Here is a 15,285-nt window from a genome sequence, read left to right on the forward strand (position 1 = left end):
GATGGGAAGCCCGATCAGAGGATCTGGGCGGCTTCCTCGAAGTCCAGGCGCGGGTTGCGCGGGAACAGCCCCTCGTCGGTGCCGTAACCGATCGAGGCGATGAAGTTCGATTTGATGTTCGTGCCTTCGAAGAAGGCCGCGTCGACGCCGGCGTTGTCGAAGCCCGACATGGGACCGACGTCCAGGCCCAGGGCCCGGGCCGCCAGGATGAAGTAGCCGCCCTGCAGCGAGCTGTTGCGCAGCGCGCCCCACTCCTTGGCGACCGGATCGCTGAACCAGGTCTTGGCGCCCGGAGCGTGCGGGAACAGCTTGTCGAGGGTCTCGGGGAAGTCGAGGTCGTAGCCGACGATGACGGTGACCGGCGCAGCCAGGATCTTCGGAGCGTTGGAGCCCGACGAAAGCGCGGCCAGCTTCTCCTTGGCTTCCGGGCTGGTCACGAAGACGAAGCGGGCCGGGCTGGCGTTGGCGGCGGTCGGGCCGAACTTCACCAGGTCATAGAGCTCGCGCAGCACCGCTTCCGGCACGGGGGCGGACTTCCAGCCGTTGCGCGTGCGCGCCTTGGTGAACAGCTGGGCGAGAGCGGCGGTGTCGAGCTTGGACATCAGCGATCCTTATAGGAAACCATAATCGCAACTTATGTAGTTACAGTATGGGGATCCCGGCGGATCGCGCAAGGCGTCCGGCCGCTTCTGAGGCGAAAACCTCGTCCTTCGACAGGCTCAGGATGAGGTTTTCGACAGCGACGCCGGCAATAGCCCTCTTCCTTAGCCTGTCGAAGGATGAGGGCGGTCTCTTCAGAGCGTCTGCTCGACCCGGGTCACTTCGGGCACATAGTGCTTGAGCATGTTCTCGACGCCCGACTTCAGCGTCGCCGAGGACGACGGGCAGCCCGAGCAGGCGCCGCGCATGTGCAGCCAGACGACGCCGGTGGCCGGCTCGAAGCGGCTGAAGACGATGTCGCCGCCGTCCTGAGCCACGGCCGGACGGATGCGGGTGTCGAGCAGTTCCTTGATCTCGGAGACGATCTGGGCGGTCTCGTCGTCGTAGACGCCGTCCTCGTCGTGGCCGCCGGCGGCGTCCTCGCTGAGCAGCAGCGGGCGGCCGCTGGTGAAGTGATCCATGATCGCCGCCAGGATCGGCGCCTTCAGGTGCGGCCACTGGGCGTCCTCGCCCTTGGTCACCGTCAAGAAGTCCGGACCGAAGAACACCCGCGTCACGTCGCCCAGCCGAAACAGGGCGTCGGCCAGCGGCGAGGCCTCGCCCTCCTCGGGGGTGCGGAATTCCCGCGCGCCGTCCACCAGGACCTCGCGGCCGGGGAGGAACTTCAGCACGTCGGGATTGGGCGTGGTTTCGGTCTGGATGAACATGGGCGAGATGTGGCGTTTTGAGATGCGAAGAACAAGGGGGCGCGGCGTCGCGCCCCCTTCTATTGGATCAAGCGCCCCAGAAGCCGACGAGCTTCTTGGTCTCGGCCACGACCGGGTCGGCCACGGCGCGGGCGCGTTCGGCGCCGTCCTTGAGGATGGCGTCGATCTGGGCCGGGTCGCCGGTCAGTTCGCGCATGCGCGCGCCGATCGGGCTCATCACCTCGACCGCCAGCTCGGCCAGGGCCGGCTTGAACGTGCCGAAGCCCTTGCCGCCGAACTCCTCGATGACCTTGGCGCGGGTGGTGCTCGACAGGGCCGCGTAGATGTCCACGAGGTTGCGGGCCTCCGGACGCTCGGCCAGGCCTTCGATGGTCTCGGGCAGCGGCTCGGGATCGGTCTTGGCCTTGCGGATCTTGGCGGCGATGGCGTCGGCGTCGTCCATCAGGTTGATGCGCGAGGCGTCCGACGGGTCGGACTTGCTCATCTTGGCCGTGCCGTCGCGCAGGCTCATGACGCGCGTGGCCGGCCCCTCGATCACCGGCTCGGTGACCGGGAAGAAGGCCGGCTGGCCGCCCGGCGCGCCGAAGTCGTTGTTGAACTTCTGGGCGATGTCGCGGGTCAGTTCCAGGTGCTGCTTCTGGTCCTCGCCCACCGGCACGTGAGTGGCCTTGTAGAGCAGGATGTCGGCCGCCTGCAGCACCGGGTAGGTGTAGAGGCCCACAGAGCTGCGCTCCTTGTGCTTGCCGCTCTTTTCCTTGAACTGGGTCATGCGGTCGAGCCAGCCCAGGCGCGCCACGCAGTTGAAGATCCAGGCGAGTTCCGCGTGGGCCGGCACGGCCGACTGCGGGAAGATCGTCGCCTTCTTGGGGTCGAGGCCCGCGGCGATGTAGGCGCAGGCGATCTCGCGGGTCTGCTGGGCCAGCACCGCCGGGTCCTGCCAGACGGTGATGGCGTGCATGTCGGCGACGAAGATGAAGGGCTCTTCGTCCTGGATGTCGACGAAGCGCTTGAGGGCGCCGAGATAGTTGCCCAGGTGCAGGGCCCCTGAGGCCTGGATCCCGGACAGGATGCGCTTGGGACCCGCGTACGGAACGGGAGCTTGGTCGGTCATGGCTTCAGCCTTGGATGTCGGAAACGGTCAGGATGGCGGCGCGCACGGAGGCGCGGGCCGCGTCCGGGGACGCGGCGATCGGGTTCAGCGGAAGCTGCGCCATCGCGGCGCGGGGGAACCGATCATTACCATGGGCATGCTCGTTACCGTCCCCGCGCGCGCCGGACAAGGCTCTAGGTTGCCTTGCCGCGCCGCAGGGCGGCCTTCAGCTCGCTCGGCTTGACCCCGCCGAACAGGAACAGCAGCGGGAAATAGAGGCCGCCGCCGACCAGAACGGTCAGGACGAGGGCGACTTCCTTGGCGCCGATCACACGGCCGCGCAGGCCCAGCGCTTCCAGCGGCGCTTCGATCAGCGGCCGCCAGTGCGAGGCGGCGGCCAGGACCAGGCCCATGCCGACGCTGGCCAGCAGGATGCGGGTCACCCGCGACCAGGTCTGGCCCGACGGGCCGTAGTGGCCCTTGCGCCAGAGGGTGAAGGCCATCTGGCCGACATTGAGCCACGAGGCGATGGCGGTCGCCGCGGCGATGCCCTTCACGCCCATCAAGTTGAACAGCACGATGCCGAAGGCGATGTTCACCGCCACCGAGATCAGGGCGAACCGCATCGGCGTCTTGGTGTCGCCGCGCGCGAAGAAGGCCCGCGAATAGAGCTGCTGCAGCACGAAGGCCGGGGTGCCCAGGCCGTAGAAGAACAGCGCCGACGCCGTCTGGCTGGCGTCGAAGGCGGTGAACTCGCCGCGGGTGTAGAGGCCGTCCGACAGGAAGCCGGGCATGGCCACCAGGGCCGCGGCGGCCGGCAGGGTGAACGCGAGCGCAAGAGCGATGGCCTGGTCCATGGCGCTCTGGGCGTCGTCGCCGTCGCCGGTGTTCACCGCCCGCGCCAGGCGCGGCAGCAAGGCCACGCCGATGGCCACGCCCACCAGGCCCAGCGGCAGCTGGTAGAGGCGATCGGCAGTGGCCAGCCAGGTGCGGCCCCCGGGAACGTGGCTGGCCAGGGCGCCGGAGATGAAGATGTTGACCTGGGTGGCGCTGGCCGCCAGGGCGCCGGGAATGGCCTTGCCGATCAGGGCCTTCACCTCGGGCGTCAGACGGGGCAGCCGCCAGTGGACCTTGGCGCCGGACTTGTTGACGCCCCAGACCAGCAGGGCCGCCTGGGCGACGCCGGCGACGATCACGCCCACCGAGCCCCAGGTGGCGGCCGAGACGGCGTCGGCCTGCGGCAGGATGAAGATCAGGGTGGCGATGTTCAGCAGCACCGGCGCGCCGGCCGACAGGATGAACCTATCACGGGCGTTCAGCACGCCCGACAGGTGCGCCACGATGGCCATGCACGGCAGGTAGGGCATGGTGATCTGGGTCAGCAGCACGGCCAGCTTGTATTTGGCCGGATCGGCGGCGAAGCCGGGGCTGATCAGCATCATCAGCCAGGGCATGGCCAACTGGCAGATCACGGTGATGATGATGGTGGCCGCCGCCAGGGTGGCCATGGCGTCGGCGGCCATGACGTCGGCCTTGTCCTCGCCGTCCTCCTGCAGCGACTTGGCGTAGGCCGGCACGAAGGCGGCCGCGAAGGCGCCCTCGGCGAAGAAGCGGCGGAAGAGGTTGGGGAAGGCCAGCGCCGTATTGAAGGCGTCGGCGGCCGGCGTGGCGCTGGCCCCCATGCGATACGAGATCGCCAGGTCGCGCACGAAGCCCATCAGCCGACTGACCAGGGTCAGGCCGGAATAGATCATCGACGATTTCAGCAGCCCTCCGCCCTTCTTGACGGGCGGGGCGGACGTCGGTTCGGGCGCGGCGGAGGTGTCGGTCACGTCCGGCTTCTGGGCGCTGCGCGTGAGGGCGTCAAGCGGGGGCGCGCGGCCTGCACCGAGGTTTGACGGAAAGTGCATTGGAGGTCTGAGAACCTCCCCCTGTGGGGGAGGCGATCGCGCAGCGATCGGTGGGGGAGCGGGCGATGAACTTCCGATGCTTCGAAAGCTGAAAACGCCCCCCCCTCCGGCCCCCTGGGCCACCTCCCCCAGAGGGGGAGGATCCTTCCTACAGCCCCAGCCGCCGCGCCCGCCCCGCGATCTGCAGGGCCAGGCGCTCGGCGATCAGCTGGTCTGGAGACCCTGACGTCTTGCAGGCCTTGTCGGCGACCAGGATGTCCTGCTGCACGGTCAGAAGATGTTCGAGCGTCCACGCGCGGGCCTGGCGCAGGAACTCGCGCTCGGTCTTCCAGAACACGCCCGAGGCCTTGGCGGCAGCGCCCAGGTCGACGCCGTTCTTGTGCAGGGTCAGGGTGCGGCGCAGGCGCCCCAGATAGTAGCCCATGGCGCGCACGGCGGCCGGACCGCCCTCGCCTTCCTGGGCGGCGCGACGCAGGCCCGCCTGGGCCGCGGCGATCTTGCCGCCGAAGGCGTCGGCGGCGGCGTCGCTGAGCGAGGCCTCGGGCTCGACGCCGAGGAAGTCGGTCAGGTCGGCGGGGGTCGCGACCACGCCGCTGTTGGGGCCCAGGTACAGCGCCAGCCGCTCGATCTCGGCGCGGGCGACGCCGCGCTCCTTGGGCAGGCGATTGACGAACAGGTCCAGGGCCTCGCCGTTCAGGCTGACCCCGTCGCGCGAGAGGGCGTCGCGGGTCAGGCGCGCCATGTCGCCGACCTCGTCCTCGTAGCAGGGGATGACGTAGCAGCCGCCGGCCTTCTCGGCCGTCTTGCGCAGGGTGGAGTCGCGCCCCAGGGCCCCGGCCTCGACCAGGAAGAAGGCTTCGGGGTTCAGCCGCCCCTCGACATGGGCCGTCAGGGCCTCGGCGGCCTGCTTGTCGGGACCGGCCTTCTCACCCATCAGCCGCAGGCGCACCAGGCGCTTGCCGCCCATCATCGACAGGGCGGCCAGCTCGTCTTCCAGGCGGCCAGGCTGGCTGTCGAGGTCGCCCTCGGTCAGCAGGGCGGTGTCGAAGGGATCGTCAGGCCGCTCGACCACCTTGTGGGCAAGCTGGGTGGCGCGGTCGCGCACCACGCCACGATCCTTGCCGTAGATGACGACGGCGCGAATGTCGGGGGAGGGCTCCCTCAGGAACCGCTCGACCTCCTGCCGCTTGGAAAGAATGGCCACGAGGTCAGGCGGGCGCCTTGCCGGCCAGCCACGAGGCCAGGTCCAGCTGGATCTTGCGGGCGACCTCGGCGGCGGCGCGTTCCTGGCCGTCCTGCTGGGCGGCGATGGCGGCGTAGGGCTGGTCGGCGGAGTCATAGGTGACCACCGCCGTCGTCGTTCCCTTGCGCACGTCCGAGCCCGTCGTCGTGTCGGTGAGCTTCCACTCGACCTTCATGTTGAGCTCGTAACGGTTGGCCACGTTGTCGACGCGGACGCCGCGAGCGTAGCGCCGCTCCTCGACCTTGTAGGTCAGGCGGTGCGAGGGCAGCACGTTGGGGTTCCGCGCCAGCGCGTCTTCCAGCTGCTCGCGCAGCAGGTAGCCGGCGCGGCCCTCGGCCGCCACCACCTCGATCGCGCCCAGGCCGCCGGTTACGCCCTGCTGGCCGTAGAGCGGCGTGAAGCCGCAAGCCGACAGGGCCAGGGTCGAGAGCAGGGCGGCGGCCGCCAGGAGACGCTTCATGGATCAGTTCGCCACGATGTTGACGATGCGGTCTTTGACCACGATCACCTTGCGGACCGTGACGCCCTCAAGGTGGGCCATGACGGCGGGATCCGCCAGAGCGATTTTCTGCACCTCGTCGTCCGGGGCGCCGACCTTGACCTTGATCTCGCCGCGGCGCTTGCCGTTGATCTGGATCGGCAGCACGCGCTCGTCGTCGGCGGCCAGGGCCGGATCGGCCTTGGGCCACGGCGCATCGACCACCATGCCGGTGCGGCCCAGGCGCACCCAGGCCTCCTCGGCCAGGTGAGGCGTGAACGGCGCCACCAGGCGGGCCAGGATGTCCAGCGCCTCGGCGCGGGCCGCCAGCACGGCGTTCGAACCACCTTCCGCCGGAGCGGCCTTCAGGGCGTTCAGGAACTCGTACAGGCGCGCCACGCCGCTGTTGAAGCGGAAGCCCTCGATGCTGTCGGTGACGAAGCCGATCAGCTTGTGGGCCGCCTTGCGCAGGGCCAGGGCCGTCTCGTCGGCGTCGTCGTGGGCGAAGTCGCCGGCCGGCTGGCTGTCGAACTCGTTCCACAGGCGGTGGGTGAAGCGCCACGAGCCCTCGACGCCCGAGTTGCTCCACTGCACGTCACGCTCGGGCGGGCTGTCGCTCATCACGAACAGGCGCGCGGCGTCGACGCCGTAGGCCTCGAAGATGTCTTCGGGCGCGACGACGTTCTTCTTGGACTTCGACATCTTCTCGATGTCGCCGATGACGATCGGCGCGCCGGTCCTGGCGTGCCTGGCGGTGCGGACATTGCCTTCCGCGGTGATCACCACGTCCGACGGCTCGACCCAGTCGCCGGCCTCGTCCTTGTAGGCCTCGTGGGTGACCATGCCTTGCGTGAACAGACCCGCGAACGGCTCGTCCACCGACAGCAGGCCCTCGTCCTTCAGCGCCTTGGTGATGAAGCGGGCGTACAGCAGATGCAGCACCGCGTGCTCGACGCCGCCGATATACTGGTCGACCGGCATCCAGTGGTCGGCGCAGGTCTTGTCGATCGGCTCGGCCGCGGTCGGGTCGGTGAAGCGGGCGAAGTACCAGCTGCTGTCGACGAAGGTGTCCAGCGTGTCGGTCTCGCGCTCGGCCGGAGCGCCGCACGACGGGCAGGCGACGTGCTTCCAGGTCGGGTGCCGCACCAGCGGATTGCCCGGCTTGTTGGGATCGAAGGTGACGTCCTCGGGCAGGGTCACCGGCAGCTGGTCTTCCGGCACGGCCACGGGGCCGCAGGCCTCGCAGTGGATGACCGGGATCGGGCAGCCCCAGTAGCGTTGGCGGCTGACGCCCCAGTCCCGCAGGCGATAGACGGTCGCGCCCTGGCCCTGGCCGGCGGCTTCGATCCGCGAGACGGCCTCGGTCTTGGCGGCCTCGACCTCCATCCCGTCCAGGAACTCGGAGTTGAAGATCTTGCCGGGGCCGACATAGGCCTCCTTGCCGACCGTGAAGGTCGCCGGATCCTCGCCGTTCGGCAGCACTACCGGCAGCACCGGCAGGTCGTACTTGCGGGCGAAGTCCAGGTCGCGCTGGTCATGGGCCGGGCAGGCGAAGATCGCGCCCGTGCCGTAGTCCATCAGGATGAAGTTGGCGATCCACACCGGCAGGGTGATCGACGGGTCCAGCGGGTGCTTCACGCGCAGGCCGGTGTCGCGACCCAGCTTCTCGGCGCCCTCGATGTCGGCCTCCGAAGTCCCGCCTTTCCGGCATTCGGCGATGAACGCCTGCAGGTCGGGGTTCTCGACCGCCAGCTGCTCGGCCAGCGGGTGCTCGGGGGCGATGCCCACGAAGCTGGCGCCGAACAGGGTGTCGGGACGGGTGGTGTAGACTTCCAGGCCCTCGGCCAGGCCGTCCGGCGCTTCGCCCCCATTGGAATTGGCGAATTCGAACTTGAAGCGCAGGCCCGTGGACCGGCCGATCCAGTTCTCCTGCATGATGCGGACCTTCTCGGGCCAGCGATCCAGGGTCTTCAGGCCATCGATCAGGGCGTCGGCATAGTCGGTGATGCGCAGGAACCACTGGGTCAGCTTGCGCTTCTCGACCGTCGCGCCCGAGCGCCAGCCCTTGCCGTCGATGACCTGCTCGTTGGCCAGCACGGTCATGTCGACCGGATCCCAGTTGACCGAGGCTTCCTTGCGGTAGACCAGGCCGCGCTTCAGCAGGCGCAGGAACCAGGCCTGCTGCTTGCCGTAGTATTCCGGGTCGCAGGTGGCGAACTCGCGCGACCAGTCGACCGACAGGCCCAGGGCCTTCAGCTGCTCGCGCATCGAGGCGATGTTGTCGTAGGTCCAGCCCTTGGGGTGGACGCCGCGCTCCATGGCCGCGTTCTCGGCGGGCATGCCAAAAGCGTCCCAGCCCATCGGGTGCAGCACGTTGAAGCCCTGGGCGCGCTTGTAGCGGGCCACGACGTCGCCCATGGCGTAGTTGCGCACATGGCCCATGTGGATGCGCCCCGACGGGTAGGGGAACATCTCGAGCACGTAATACTTCGGACGCGCGTCGGGAGCGATCGGCGTCAGGAAGGTGTTGGCGTTCGCCCAGGCGGCGCGCCACTTCGGCTCGGTGTCTTTGGGATTGTAGCGGGCCATGGAAACCAGAAGAGCTAGCGGTCGATGCGCGAGAGCGCGCCAGGGTTAAGTGCGAGCGGTTAACCCGCTCGGGCGCGCTCCAACTTTTAAAAGATGGTCGCGTTCCGCAATGCTCATAAGCGGTTTCGCGGCCGGGGCGCGCCTAAATATGCGAACGGGAGCCCCTTGTCGCCAGACGAGGGGCTCCCGCGCGGATCCTTCGGGACTTGAAGAGCCCTTAGTTCCGGATGTTCGAGAGACGAAGCTGACGCGCGCGGGTCAGGATGGCGTTCTCGATGTCGGTCGCCGTCTGGTCGGAGGCGGCCGTGTCGACCCAGGCGCCCGAGGCGTCCTTGGCCTGCTTGAAGATCGTGACGTTCAGGCCGTCGGCGCGCAGGCGGGTGTCCAGGATGTAGACGGTGGCCTTGAAGCGCTCGTCGGGCTTTTCCGGGTTGATGTACCAGTCGGTGACGATCACGCCGCCGTACGGGTCGGCCGAGGCCAGCGGCATGAAGGCCAGGGTGTCCAGCGACGCGCGCCACAGGAAGCCGTTGACGCCGATCGAGCCTTCGCTCGCGGCGGCCTTGGGGCTCTTCTTGAACAGGCCGAAAGGCCGGAAACCGGGCTCTTCGCTCTGGCTGGTGAAGGTCTTGGGCGGCTTGTTGCTGCTGCACGCGCCCACGCCGAGAACCGACAGAGCCAGCACGCCGGCGGCGACGCCGCGCAACATGGACCCACGCTCAAACGCCATAGTACCTCGCTCCAAAAATCTGCCGGCGCGTGCGCGCAGCCCAGGCGCGCCCCCGCAGCCGGAACGCGTCTATAGCATGGCCGCGCTGCGTCAAAACAGGAATCGCGTGACATGACCGCCACAGGCGCCGCTTGAATCGTAACCTGCGACGATCAGCGTGATCCAAGCCCTGTTGACCGCGTTGTACCAAGGCCTTTATTCGGCTTTCAGGGTGTCCGTACCTATATAGGGTTCGGGCAGGGGTTATTTTTGGGGAATGGGTGTCGAGTGACGAAGGTCGCGACGCAATTCGTCTTGGCGGGCGCCGCCGCGCTGATCCTCACGGGATCGGCTTCGCTGGCTCATGCTCAGACCAAGACCCGTACCGCGCCGGCCACCGCCGACTTCACGGTGAAGAACGACTTCACCGGGGCGCAAGGTGCGCCGTTCAGCCCGCAGAACCCCAAGAAGACCCTCGAATTCGACGCCCGCAAGGGCAAGTGGGGCCTCAAGCTCGACCTCGACCAGCCCGTGGGCCGCGAGATGGAGCTGAAGGACGTCCAGGCCGGGGCCTACTACAAGGTCACCCCGTCGATCCGCGTCGGCGGCGCCGTGGCCCTGGGCGAGAACAACCCCGTGGCCGCCGCCCGCAAGAACGAAACCCGCGAGCCCGCGCCCCGCGTGAAGCTGGAAACGGCGTTCAAGTTCTGATCTTCGGCGCTCAGGCGCCGAACCCTTCGATCCCTGCCAGGCCATAGACGCCCGCGCCGACCAGCGCGTCGGCGGTTTTCGCGTTGACGCCGCCCAGGGCGTAGACCGGCAAAGCCGCGCCCGCCGTGATCGCCGCCAGGCCCGGGACGCCCAGCAGGGCGCCGGCCGAAGGGCTGTTGCTGGGAAAGACCGGCGAGACGACCACCGCCTCGACGCCGGCCAGCTGCGCCGCCCGCACGGCCGGGGCGTCGTGCGCCGCCGCCGTTGTCCGCCACGAGGGATGGGCCTTGCGGATATCGGCCGCGCTGTCCGCCAGACGCTGGGGCAGATGCACGCCTTGCGCGCCGATCGCCTCGGCCAGGGCCGGATCGGCGCCGGCCAGCAGCAGCAAGCCTCGACGGCGGGCGATCACGGCCAAGCGCAGGCCACGCTCTACCGCATCGGGCGCGTCGAAGGGCCGGTAGACGATCCCCGCGCCCGCCGGCAGGCGCTCGGCGACGGCCTCTGGATCGGGAACCCGCACCGGATCGGTGAAAAACAGCAGGCGCGGCAGGGGATCGCCCGGCCAGACCCATGGGCGAAGCCGCGCGGCCGTTCTAGAGAGGGTCTCCAGACTGCCTGTTTCCTGGTCCGCCATGTCCGAAGCCCTGAACGCCATCCGATCCCGCATCGCCGCCGCCGCCCTCGCGGCCGGCCGCCCCGCCGACGCCGCCCAGCTGGTGGCGGTGTCGAAGCTGCAGCCGTGGGACCATATCGCCCCTGTGTTCGACGGGGGCCAGCGGGTTTTCGGCGAGAACCGCGTGCAGGAGGCCAGGGAGCGTTGGACGCCGCTGCGCGAGCAGATTGAGCTGCGGCTGATCGGGCCGCTACAGACCAACAAGGCCCGCGACGCCGTGGCCTTCTTCGACGTCATCGAGACGCTCGATCGCGAGAAGCTGGCCCGGGTGCTGGCCGACGAGGTCCAGGCGCAGGGGACGGCCCCGCGCCTCTACGCCCAGGTCAATACGGGCGAGGAGCCGCAGAAGGCCGGCGTGACGCCGGTCGAGGCCGACACCTTCATCGCCGCCTGCCGGGGCGTCTACGGGCTTTCCGTGGAGGGCCTGATGTGCATCCCGCCGGCCGACGAGGACCCCGCACCGCATTTCCGGATGCTCGCCGACATCGCCGCCCGCAATGGGCTTGCGAAGCTGTCGATGGGCATGAGCGACGACTTCGAGACCGCCATCGCCTGCGGGGCCACCTCGGTGCGGGTGGGCTCAGCGCTGTTCGGGGCGCGGTAGGAAGATCCTCCCCCTGAAGGGGGAGGTGGCCCGGAGGGCCGGAGGGGGAAGTACCTCCTGACGCCGATACCGCGCCTAGTCATCACTCACTTCCCCCTCAGTCGCTTCGCGACAGCTCCCCCTTCAGGGGGAGCATCTCACTCCGAAATCCCGATCGCGTCCCCCGGCGCGGCCTTCGTCAGCAACGCCTCGATATCGGCCCGCGCCAGGGCCACGCAACCCTCGGTGCCGGGATAGCCGTCGCGCGCCAGGTGCAGGAAGATCGCCGAGCCCAGGCCCGGAACCGGCGGCTCGTCGTTGTGGGCCAGGATCCCCACCAGGTCGTAGACGCCGTCGTCGCGCCACATGCGCTCTGCGCTGGCCGGGTAGGGCAGCTTGACGGGGCGGTTGTAGTTCGGATCTCCCGGCGCATCGCACCAGCCGTCGTCGGGGGCAATGGGGGCCGTGGGCAGGGCCGTCTTCGGGCCCTCCGGATAGACGTCGGGGCGGTAGAGCACCTGGCGGATCGCCCAGGTCCCCAGCGGGCTCTTGTTGTCGCCCTCGCGCTTGTCGGGGGCGGTGATCACCCCGGCCTTGCCCAGGGCGCAGCGCACGATCCGGCCGTCGCCGAGGTCTATGACAGCGCCGTTTTGGACCGAACGCGCCTGGAAGATCATCGCAAACCCCGCTCCCGCAAGCCCGCGCCCCTTGGCGCCGGGCCTCGTAGCGGTCATGTTCCGCCTCATGGCGCAACGCAAGACCCTGCTTCTCATCGACGACGACGACGACCTGCGCGGCGCCCTGGCCGAACAGCTCGCCCTGCACGAGGAATTCGCCGTGGCCGAGTGCCCGACCGCCGGCGAAGGCGTGCGGCAGGCCCGCGAGATCAAGCCGGACCTGATCCTGCTCGACGTCGACCTGCCCGACATGGACGGCCGCGAGGCCTGCCGGCTGATGCGCAAGAACGGCGTCACCGCACCGGTGATCATGCTCACCGCCGCCGCCAGCGACAGCGACACGATCCTGGGCCTGGAATCGGGCGCCAACGACTATGTCACCAAACCCTTCCGCTTCGGCGTGCTCCTGGCCCGCATCCGCGCCCAGCTGCGCAGCTACGAGGCCTCGGAAGACGCGCTGTTCCGCATCGGCCCCTACGAGTTTCGCCCCTCGGCCAAGCTGCTCGTCGACGACAAGCAGAAGAAGGTTCGGCTGACCGAGAAGGAAACCAACATCCTCAAGTACCTCTACCGCGCCGGCTCCAAGCCGGTGTCGCGCGAGGAGCTGCTGACCGAGGTCTGGGGCTACAACGCCGGCGTCACCACCCATACGCTGGAGACTCACGTCTATCGCCTGCGCCAGAAGATCGAGCCCGATCCGGCCACGGCGCGGATCCTGATCACCGAGGCGGGCGGCTACCGGCTTCAGCCGTAGGCCCATTAGGGGACCCAAAAAGAAAGGCCCGGAGCATCGCTGCTCCGGGCCTTCTTCGTTCTCAGGGTCGTCAGCCTGAAATCAGGCGTTGCCGACCTGGCCGGCGTCGGCCTGGGCCTTGCGCGCGGCATAGACGCCGGCGAAGTCGATCGGGTCGATCAGGAAGGGCGGGAAGCCGCCTTCGCTGGTGACGTCGGCGATCAGGCGACGAGCGAACGGGAACAGGAAGCGCGGGCACTCGATCAGCAGGACCTGCTCGAGGGCCTCTTCCGGCACGCCGGCGATCTGGAACAGGCCGCCATAGACGACTTCGACGTGGAACACCGCCTGGCCGTCGCGCTCGGCGCGAGCCGACAGCTTCAGGTCGACTTCGAACAGGCCGTCGGCGCGACCGCGGGCGTTCATCTCGACACCCATGTCGATGGCCGGCTGAGTGGCCGAGGCGCGCAGCGAGTCCGGCGCGAGCGGGTTTTCGAACGACAGGTCGCGAACGAACTGGGCGACGATGCGGATCCCGGCGGCGGCCGCTTCGTTGTCGTCCTGGGCGGCGGGCGGAGCGCCGTTGGTATCGGTCATGAAGGGTTTTTCCATACTCGGCGCGGCATATCGGCCGTTAGGCGTGAGCGGCGCTGCTAACATGCGGGAGAACGCCGTGCAACGTCAGGCGCCTGACGCGGGCGGTCGCTTGGCCTATATAGGAAGGCTGTCGTCTCAATCGACGGCCCCGATGCGGAACTTGTCGTGCTTGAACTGATCGTCTTCGCGGTGCTCGCCGCCGTCGTCCTCTACCAACTCTACGCCACTCTCGGTCGCCGGGTGGGGCGTCAGCCCGAGGACACGCCCGCCCCGGTGGCCGCCCCGGCCGCCACCCGTCCGGCCGACAGCGCCGAGACGGCGATCCCGGTCAACGCCACGGGCCTCGCCGCCCTGCGCGCTCGCCAGCCCGACTTCGACCCCGGCCGCTTCCTGTCGGGCGCCCGCTACGCCTACGAGATGATCCTCAAGGCCTTCGCCGCCGGTGACCGCGAGACGCTGAAGCCGCTGCTGGCGTCCGACGTGATGGCCAATTTCGAAGGCGCCATGGCCGCCCGCGAGGCCGAGGGCCGCACCGAAAGCGTCGAGATCCTGGCCCCGCCGCGCATGGACCTCGACAGCGCCGAGGTGCAGGGCGACACCGCCCGCGCGGTGGTTCGCATCCTGGCCGAAGTGCGCACCCGCTCGACCAGCGCCGCCGGCGAGGCGGTCGACGACCGCCGCACGGCCGACCTGTGGACCTTCGAGCGCGACCTCAAGAGCCGCGACCCCAACTGGACCCTGGTGCGCGTCGCGGTCGCCGAAGCCTGATGTTGCGTTCCGTCCTGACGCTGGCGGCGGCCGCCCTGGTGCTGGCCGCCTGTACGACGACCGCGCCGCCGCCTCCGGTCGCCCCGGCCACGCCGCCGACGACGCCCACCACGCCTGTTCCGCAGCCGCCGACGACGCCGTCGCCGGCAAGCTTCTCGGCGCTTCAGGGCTGGAACGAGGAAGACCACGCCGCCGCCCTGCAGGCCTTCCGCGAGACCTGCGGCGTCGCCAAGGACCCGGCCACGGCCGAGGTCTGCCGCCGCGCCAAGGCCGCCGGCCCGGTCGACGACGCCCGCGCCCGCCAGTTCCTGGAAGCCAATTTCCGTCCCGAGGCCGTTTCGGGCCAGGGCCTGCTGACCGCCTATTTCGCCCCCGAATACGAAGCCCGCATGTCGCGCTCGGCCGAGTTCAGCGCCCCTGTGCGCGGCCGGCCGGCCGACCTGGCCATGCTCGACCTCGGCGCTTTCGATCCGAGCCTGAAGGGCAAGACCGTAGCCGGCCGCGTCGCCGGCGCGACCTTCGTGCCCTACGACGACCGCGCCGTCATCGAGGCCTCGCCGCTGGACCGCCCCCTGGCCTGGATGCGGCCCGAGGACCTCTTCTTCCTGCAGATCCAGGGCTCTGGCGTCCTGACCCTGCCCGACGGCCGCCGCGTGCGCGCCGCCTTCGCCGCCCACAACGGCAAGCCCTTCGTCGGCATCGCCACGGCCATGCGCGACCAAGGCCTGCTGAGCGACGGCAACACCTCGGGCGAGGCCATCCGCGGCTGGCTGGCGGCCAATCGCGGTCCCAAGGCCGATGCGATCATGCAGCTGAACCCGCGCTACATCTTCTTCCAGACCCTGCCCGACGACGGCCGCCAGGCCACGGGCGCGGCCAACGTGCCGCTGCCGGCCGGCCGCGCCATCGCCGTCGACCCCAGCCAGCACGCCATGGGCGGCCTCTTCTGGATCGACGCCAGCGCCCCGAAGCTGGCCGGCGCCTTCCCGACCTATCGCCGCGCCGTCGTGGCGCTGGACACCGGCGGGGCGATCAAGGGCCAGGTGCGCGCCGACCTCTATATGGGCACCGGCCAGGCGGCCGGGACCGAAGCCGGCCGCGTGCGCCACGACCTGCGCCTGTGGCGGCTGGTCCCCCAGATCCAGCCCTAGTCC

16 protein-coding genes are annotated in these 15,285 nt (G+C 69.5%); 5 read left to right on the top strand and 11 right to left on the bottom strand.

What is annotated here, in order from left to right; translation table 11 throughout:
* Positions 1 to 14 precede the first annotated feature (14 nt).
* The 8 genes from ACODR1_RS21295 to ACODR1_RS21330 form a co-directional block, all read right to left on the bottom strand.
* Complete coding sequence (locus ACODR1_RS21295) at positions 15 to 602, bottom strand: malonic semialdehyde reductase (protein WP_488882223.1); 588 nt, start codon at positions 600 to 602, stop codon at positions 15 to 17.
* Positions 603 to 794: 192 nt separating this feature from the next.
* Positions 795 to 1,367: a NifU family protein gene (locus ACODR1_RS21300; protein ID WP_277796112.1), complete on the bottom strand. Its 573-nt coding sequence runs from the start codon at positions 1,365 to 1,367 to the stop codon at positions 795 to 797.
* Positions 1,368 to 1,434: 67 nt separating this feature from the next.
* The gene (gene trpS / locus ACODR1_RS21305; RefSeq protein ID WP_116490844.1) at positions 1,435 to 2,478 is read right to left on the bottom strand and encodes a tryptophan--tRNA ligase; all 1,044 of its coding nucleotides are present in this window, start codon (positions 2,476 to 2,478) and stop codon (positions 1,435 to 1,437) included.
* Between the two features lie 173 nt (positions 2,479 to 2,651).
* Complete coding sequence (gene murJ, locus ACODR1_RS21310; protein WP_488882224.1) at positions 2,652 to 4,289, bottom strand: murein biosynthesis integral membrane protein MurJ; 1,638 nt, start codon at positions 4,287 to 4,289, stop codon at positions 2,652 to 2,654.
* 226 nt (positions 4,290 to 4,515) lie between these two features.
* Positions 4,516 to 5,565, bottom strand: coding sequence for a DNA polymerase III subunit delta (holA, locus tag ACODR1_RS21315; RefSeq protein ID WP_488882260.1), 1,050 nt, complete (start codon positions 5,563 to 5,565; stop codon positions 4,516 to 4,518).
* Between the two features lie 10 nt (positions 5,566 to 5,575).
* Entirely contained in the window at positions 5,576 to 6,070 is a 495-nt protein-coding gene (gene lptE, locus ACODR1_RS21320; protein WP_488882225.1) for an LPS assembly lipoprotein LptE, read from the bottom strand.
* Between the two features lie 3 nt (positions 6,071 to 6,073).
* On the bottom strand, positions 6,074 to 8,677 hold the full coding sequence (leuS, locus tag ACODR1_RS21325; RefSeq protein ID WP_488882226.1) for a leucine--tRNA ligase: 2,604 nt from the start codon (positions 8,675 to 8,677) through the stop codon (positions 6,074 to 6,076).
* Positions 8,678 to 8,894: 217 nt separating this feature from the next.
* Positions 8,895 to 9,422, bottom strand: coding sequence for a DUF3576 domain-containing protein (locus ACODR1_RS21330; RefSeq protein ID WP_488882227.1), 528 nt, complete (start codon positions 9,420 to 9,422; stop codon positions 8,895 to 8,897).
* A gap of 252 nt (positions 9,423 to 9,674) precedes the next feature.
* Between ACODR1_RS21330 and ACODR1_RS21335 the strand changes: the two genes are divergently transcribed.
* The gene (locus tag ACODR1_RS21335) at positions 9,675 to 10,097 is read left to right on the top strand and encodes an NtrZ family periplasmic regulatory protein (protein ID WP_243410642.1); all 423 of its coding nucleotides are present in this window, start codon (positions 9,675 to 9,677) and stop codon (positions 10,095 to 10,097) included.
* Between the two features lie 10 nt (positions 10,098 to 10,107).
* Here the strand turns inward: ACODR1_RS21335 and ACODR1_RS21340 are convergent, their stop codons facing one another.
* A complete protein-coding gene (locus ACODR1_RS21340) occupies positions 10,108 to 10,734 on the bottom strand; it encodes a thiamine phosphate synthase (protein WP_488882228.1) in 627 nt (208 codons plus the stop codon).
* On the opposite strand from ACODR1_RS21340, the gene ACODR1_RS21345 reads away from it, so the two are divergent.
* Positions 10,733 to 11,377: a YggS family pyridoxal phosphate-dependent enzyme gene (locus tag ACODR1_RS21345; RefSeq protein WP_488882229.1), complete on the top strand. Its 645-nt coding sequence runs from the start codon at positions 10,733 to 10,735 to the stop codon at positions 11,375 to 11,377. The genes ACODR1_RS21340 and ACODR1_RS21345 overlap by 2 nt on opposite strands.
* A 137-nt stretch (positions 11,378 to 11,514) precedes the next feature.
* Here the strand turns inward: ACODR1_RS21345 and ACODR1_RS21350 are convergent, their stop codons facing one another.
* The gene (locus ACODR1_RS21350; protein WP_488882261.1) at positions 11,515 to 12,033 is read right to left on the bottom strand and encodes a L,D-transpeptidase family protein; all 519 of its coding nucleotides are present in this window, start codon (positions 12,031 to 12,033) and stop codon (positions 11,515 to 11,517) included.
* A gap of 67 nt (positions 12,034 to 12,100) precedes the next feature.
* Here ACODR1_RS21350 and ACODR1_RS21355 point away from each other — a divergent pair, with 67 nt between their 5' ends.
* Entirely contained in the window at positions 12,101 to 12,787 is a 687-nt protein-coding gene (locus tag ACODR1_RS21355) for a response regulator transcription factor (RefSeq protein WP_058347127.1), read from the top strand.
* A gap of 81 nt (positions 12,788 to 12,868) precedes the next feature.
* Here ACODR1_RS21355 and secB read toward each other — a convergent pair whose 3' ends face one another.
* Positions 12,869 to 13,363, bottom strand: coding sequence for a protein-export chaperone SecB (gene secB, locus ACODR1_RS21360; RefSeq protein ID WP_277796083.1), 495 nt, complete (start codon positions 13,361 to 13,363; stop codon positions 12,869 to 12,871).
* A 165-nt stretch (positions 13,364 to 13,528) separates the two neighbouring features.
* Here secB and timA point away from each other — a divergent pair, with 165 nt between their 5' ends.
* Positions 13,529 to 14,131 carry a TIM44-related membrane protein TimA gene (timA, locus tag ACODR1_RS21365; protein ID WP_488882230.1) on the top strand — a complete coding sequence of 201 codons (603 nt, stop codon included), beginning with the start codon at positions 13,529 to 13,531 and terminating at the stop codon, positions 14,129 to 14,131.
* The gene (gene mltA / locus ACODR1_RS21370) at positions 14,131 to 15,282 is read left to right on the top strand and encodes a murein transglycosylase A (RefSeq protein ID WP_488882231.1); all 1,152 of its coding nucleotides are present in this window, start codon (positions 14,131 to 14,133) and stop codon (positions 15,280 to 15,282) included. The genes timA and mltA overlap by 1 nt, the downstream gene beginning before the upstream one ends.
* Positions 15,283 to 15,285 lie beyond the last annotated feature (3 nt).

This window comes from Caulobacter sp. FG7, from assembly GCF_057808875.1.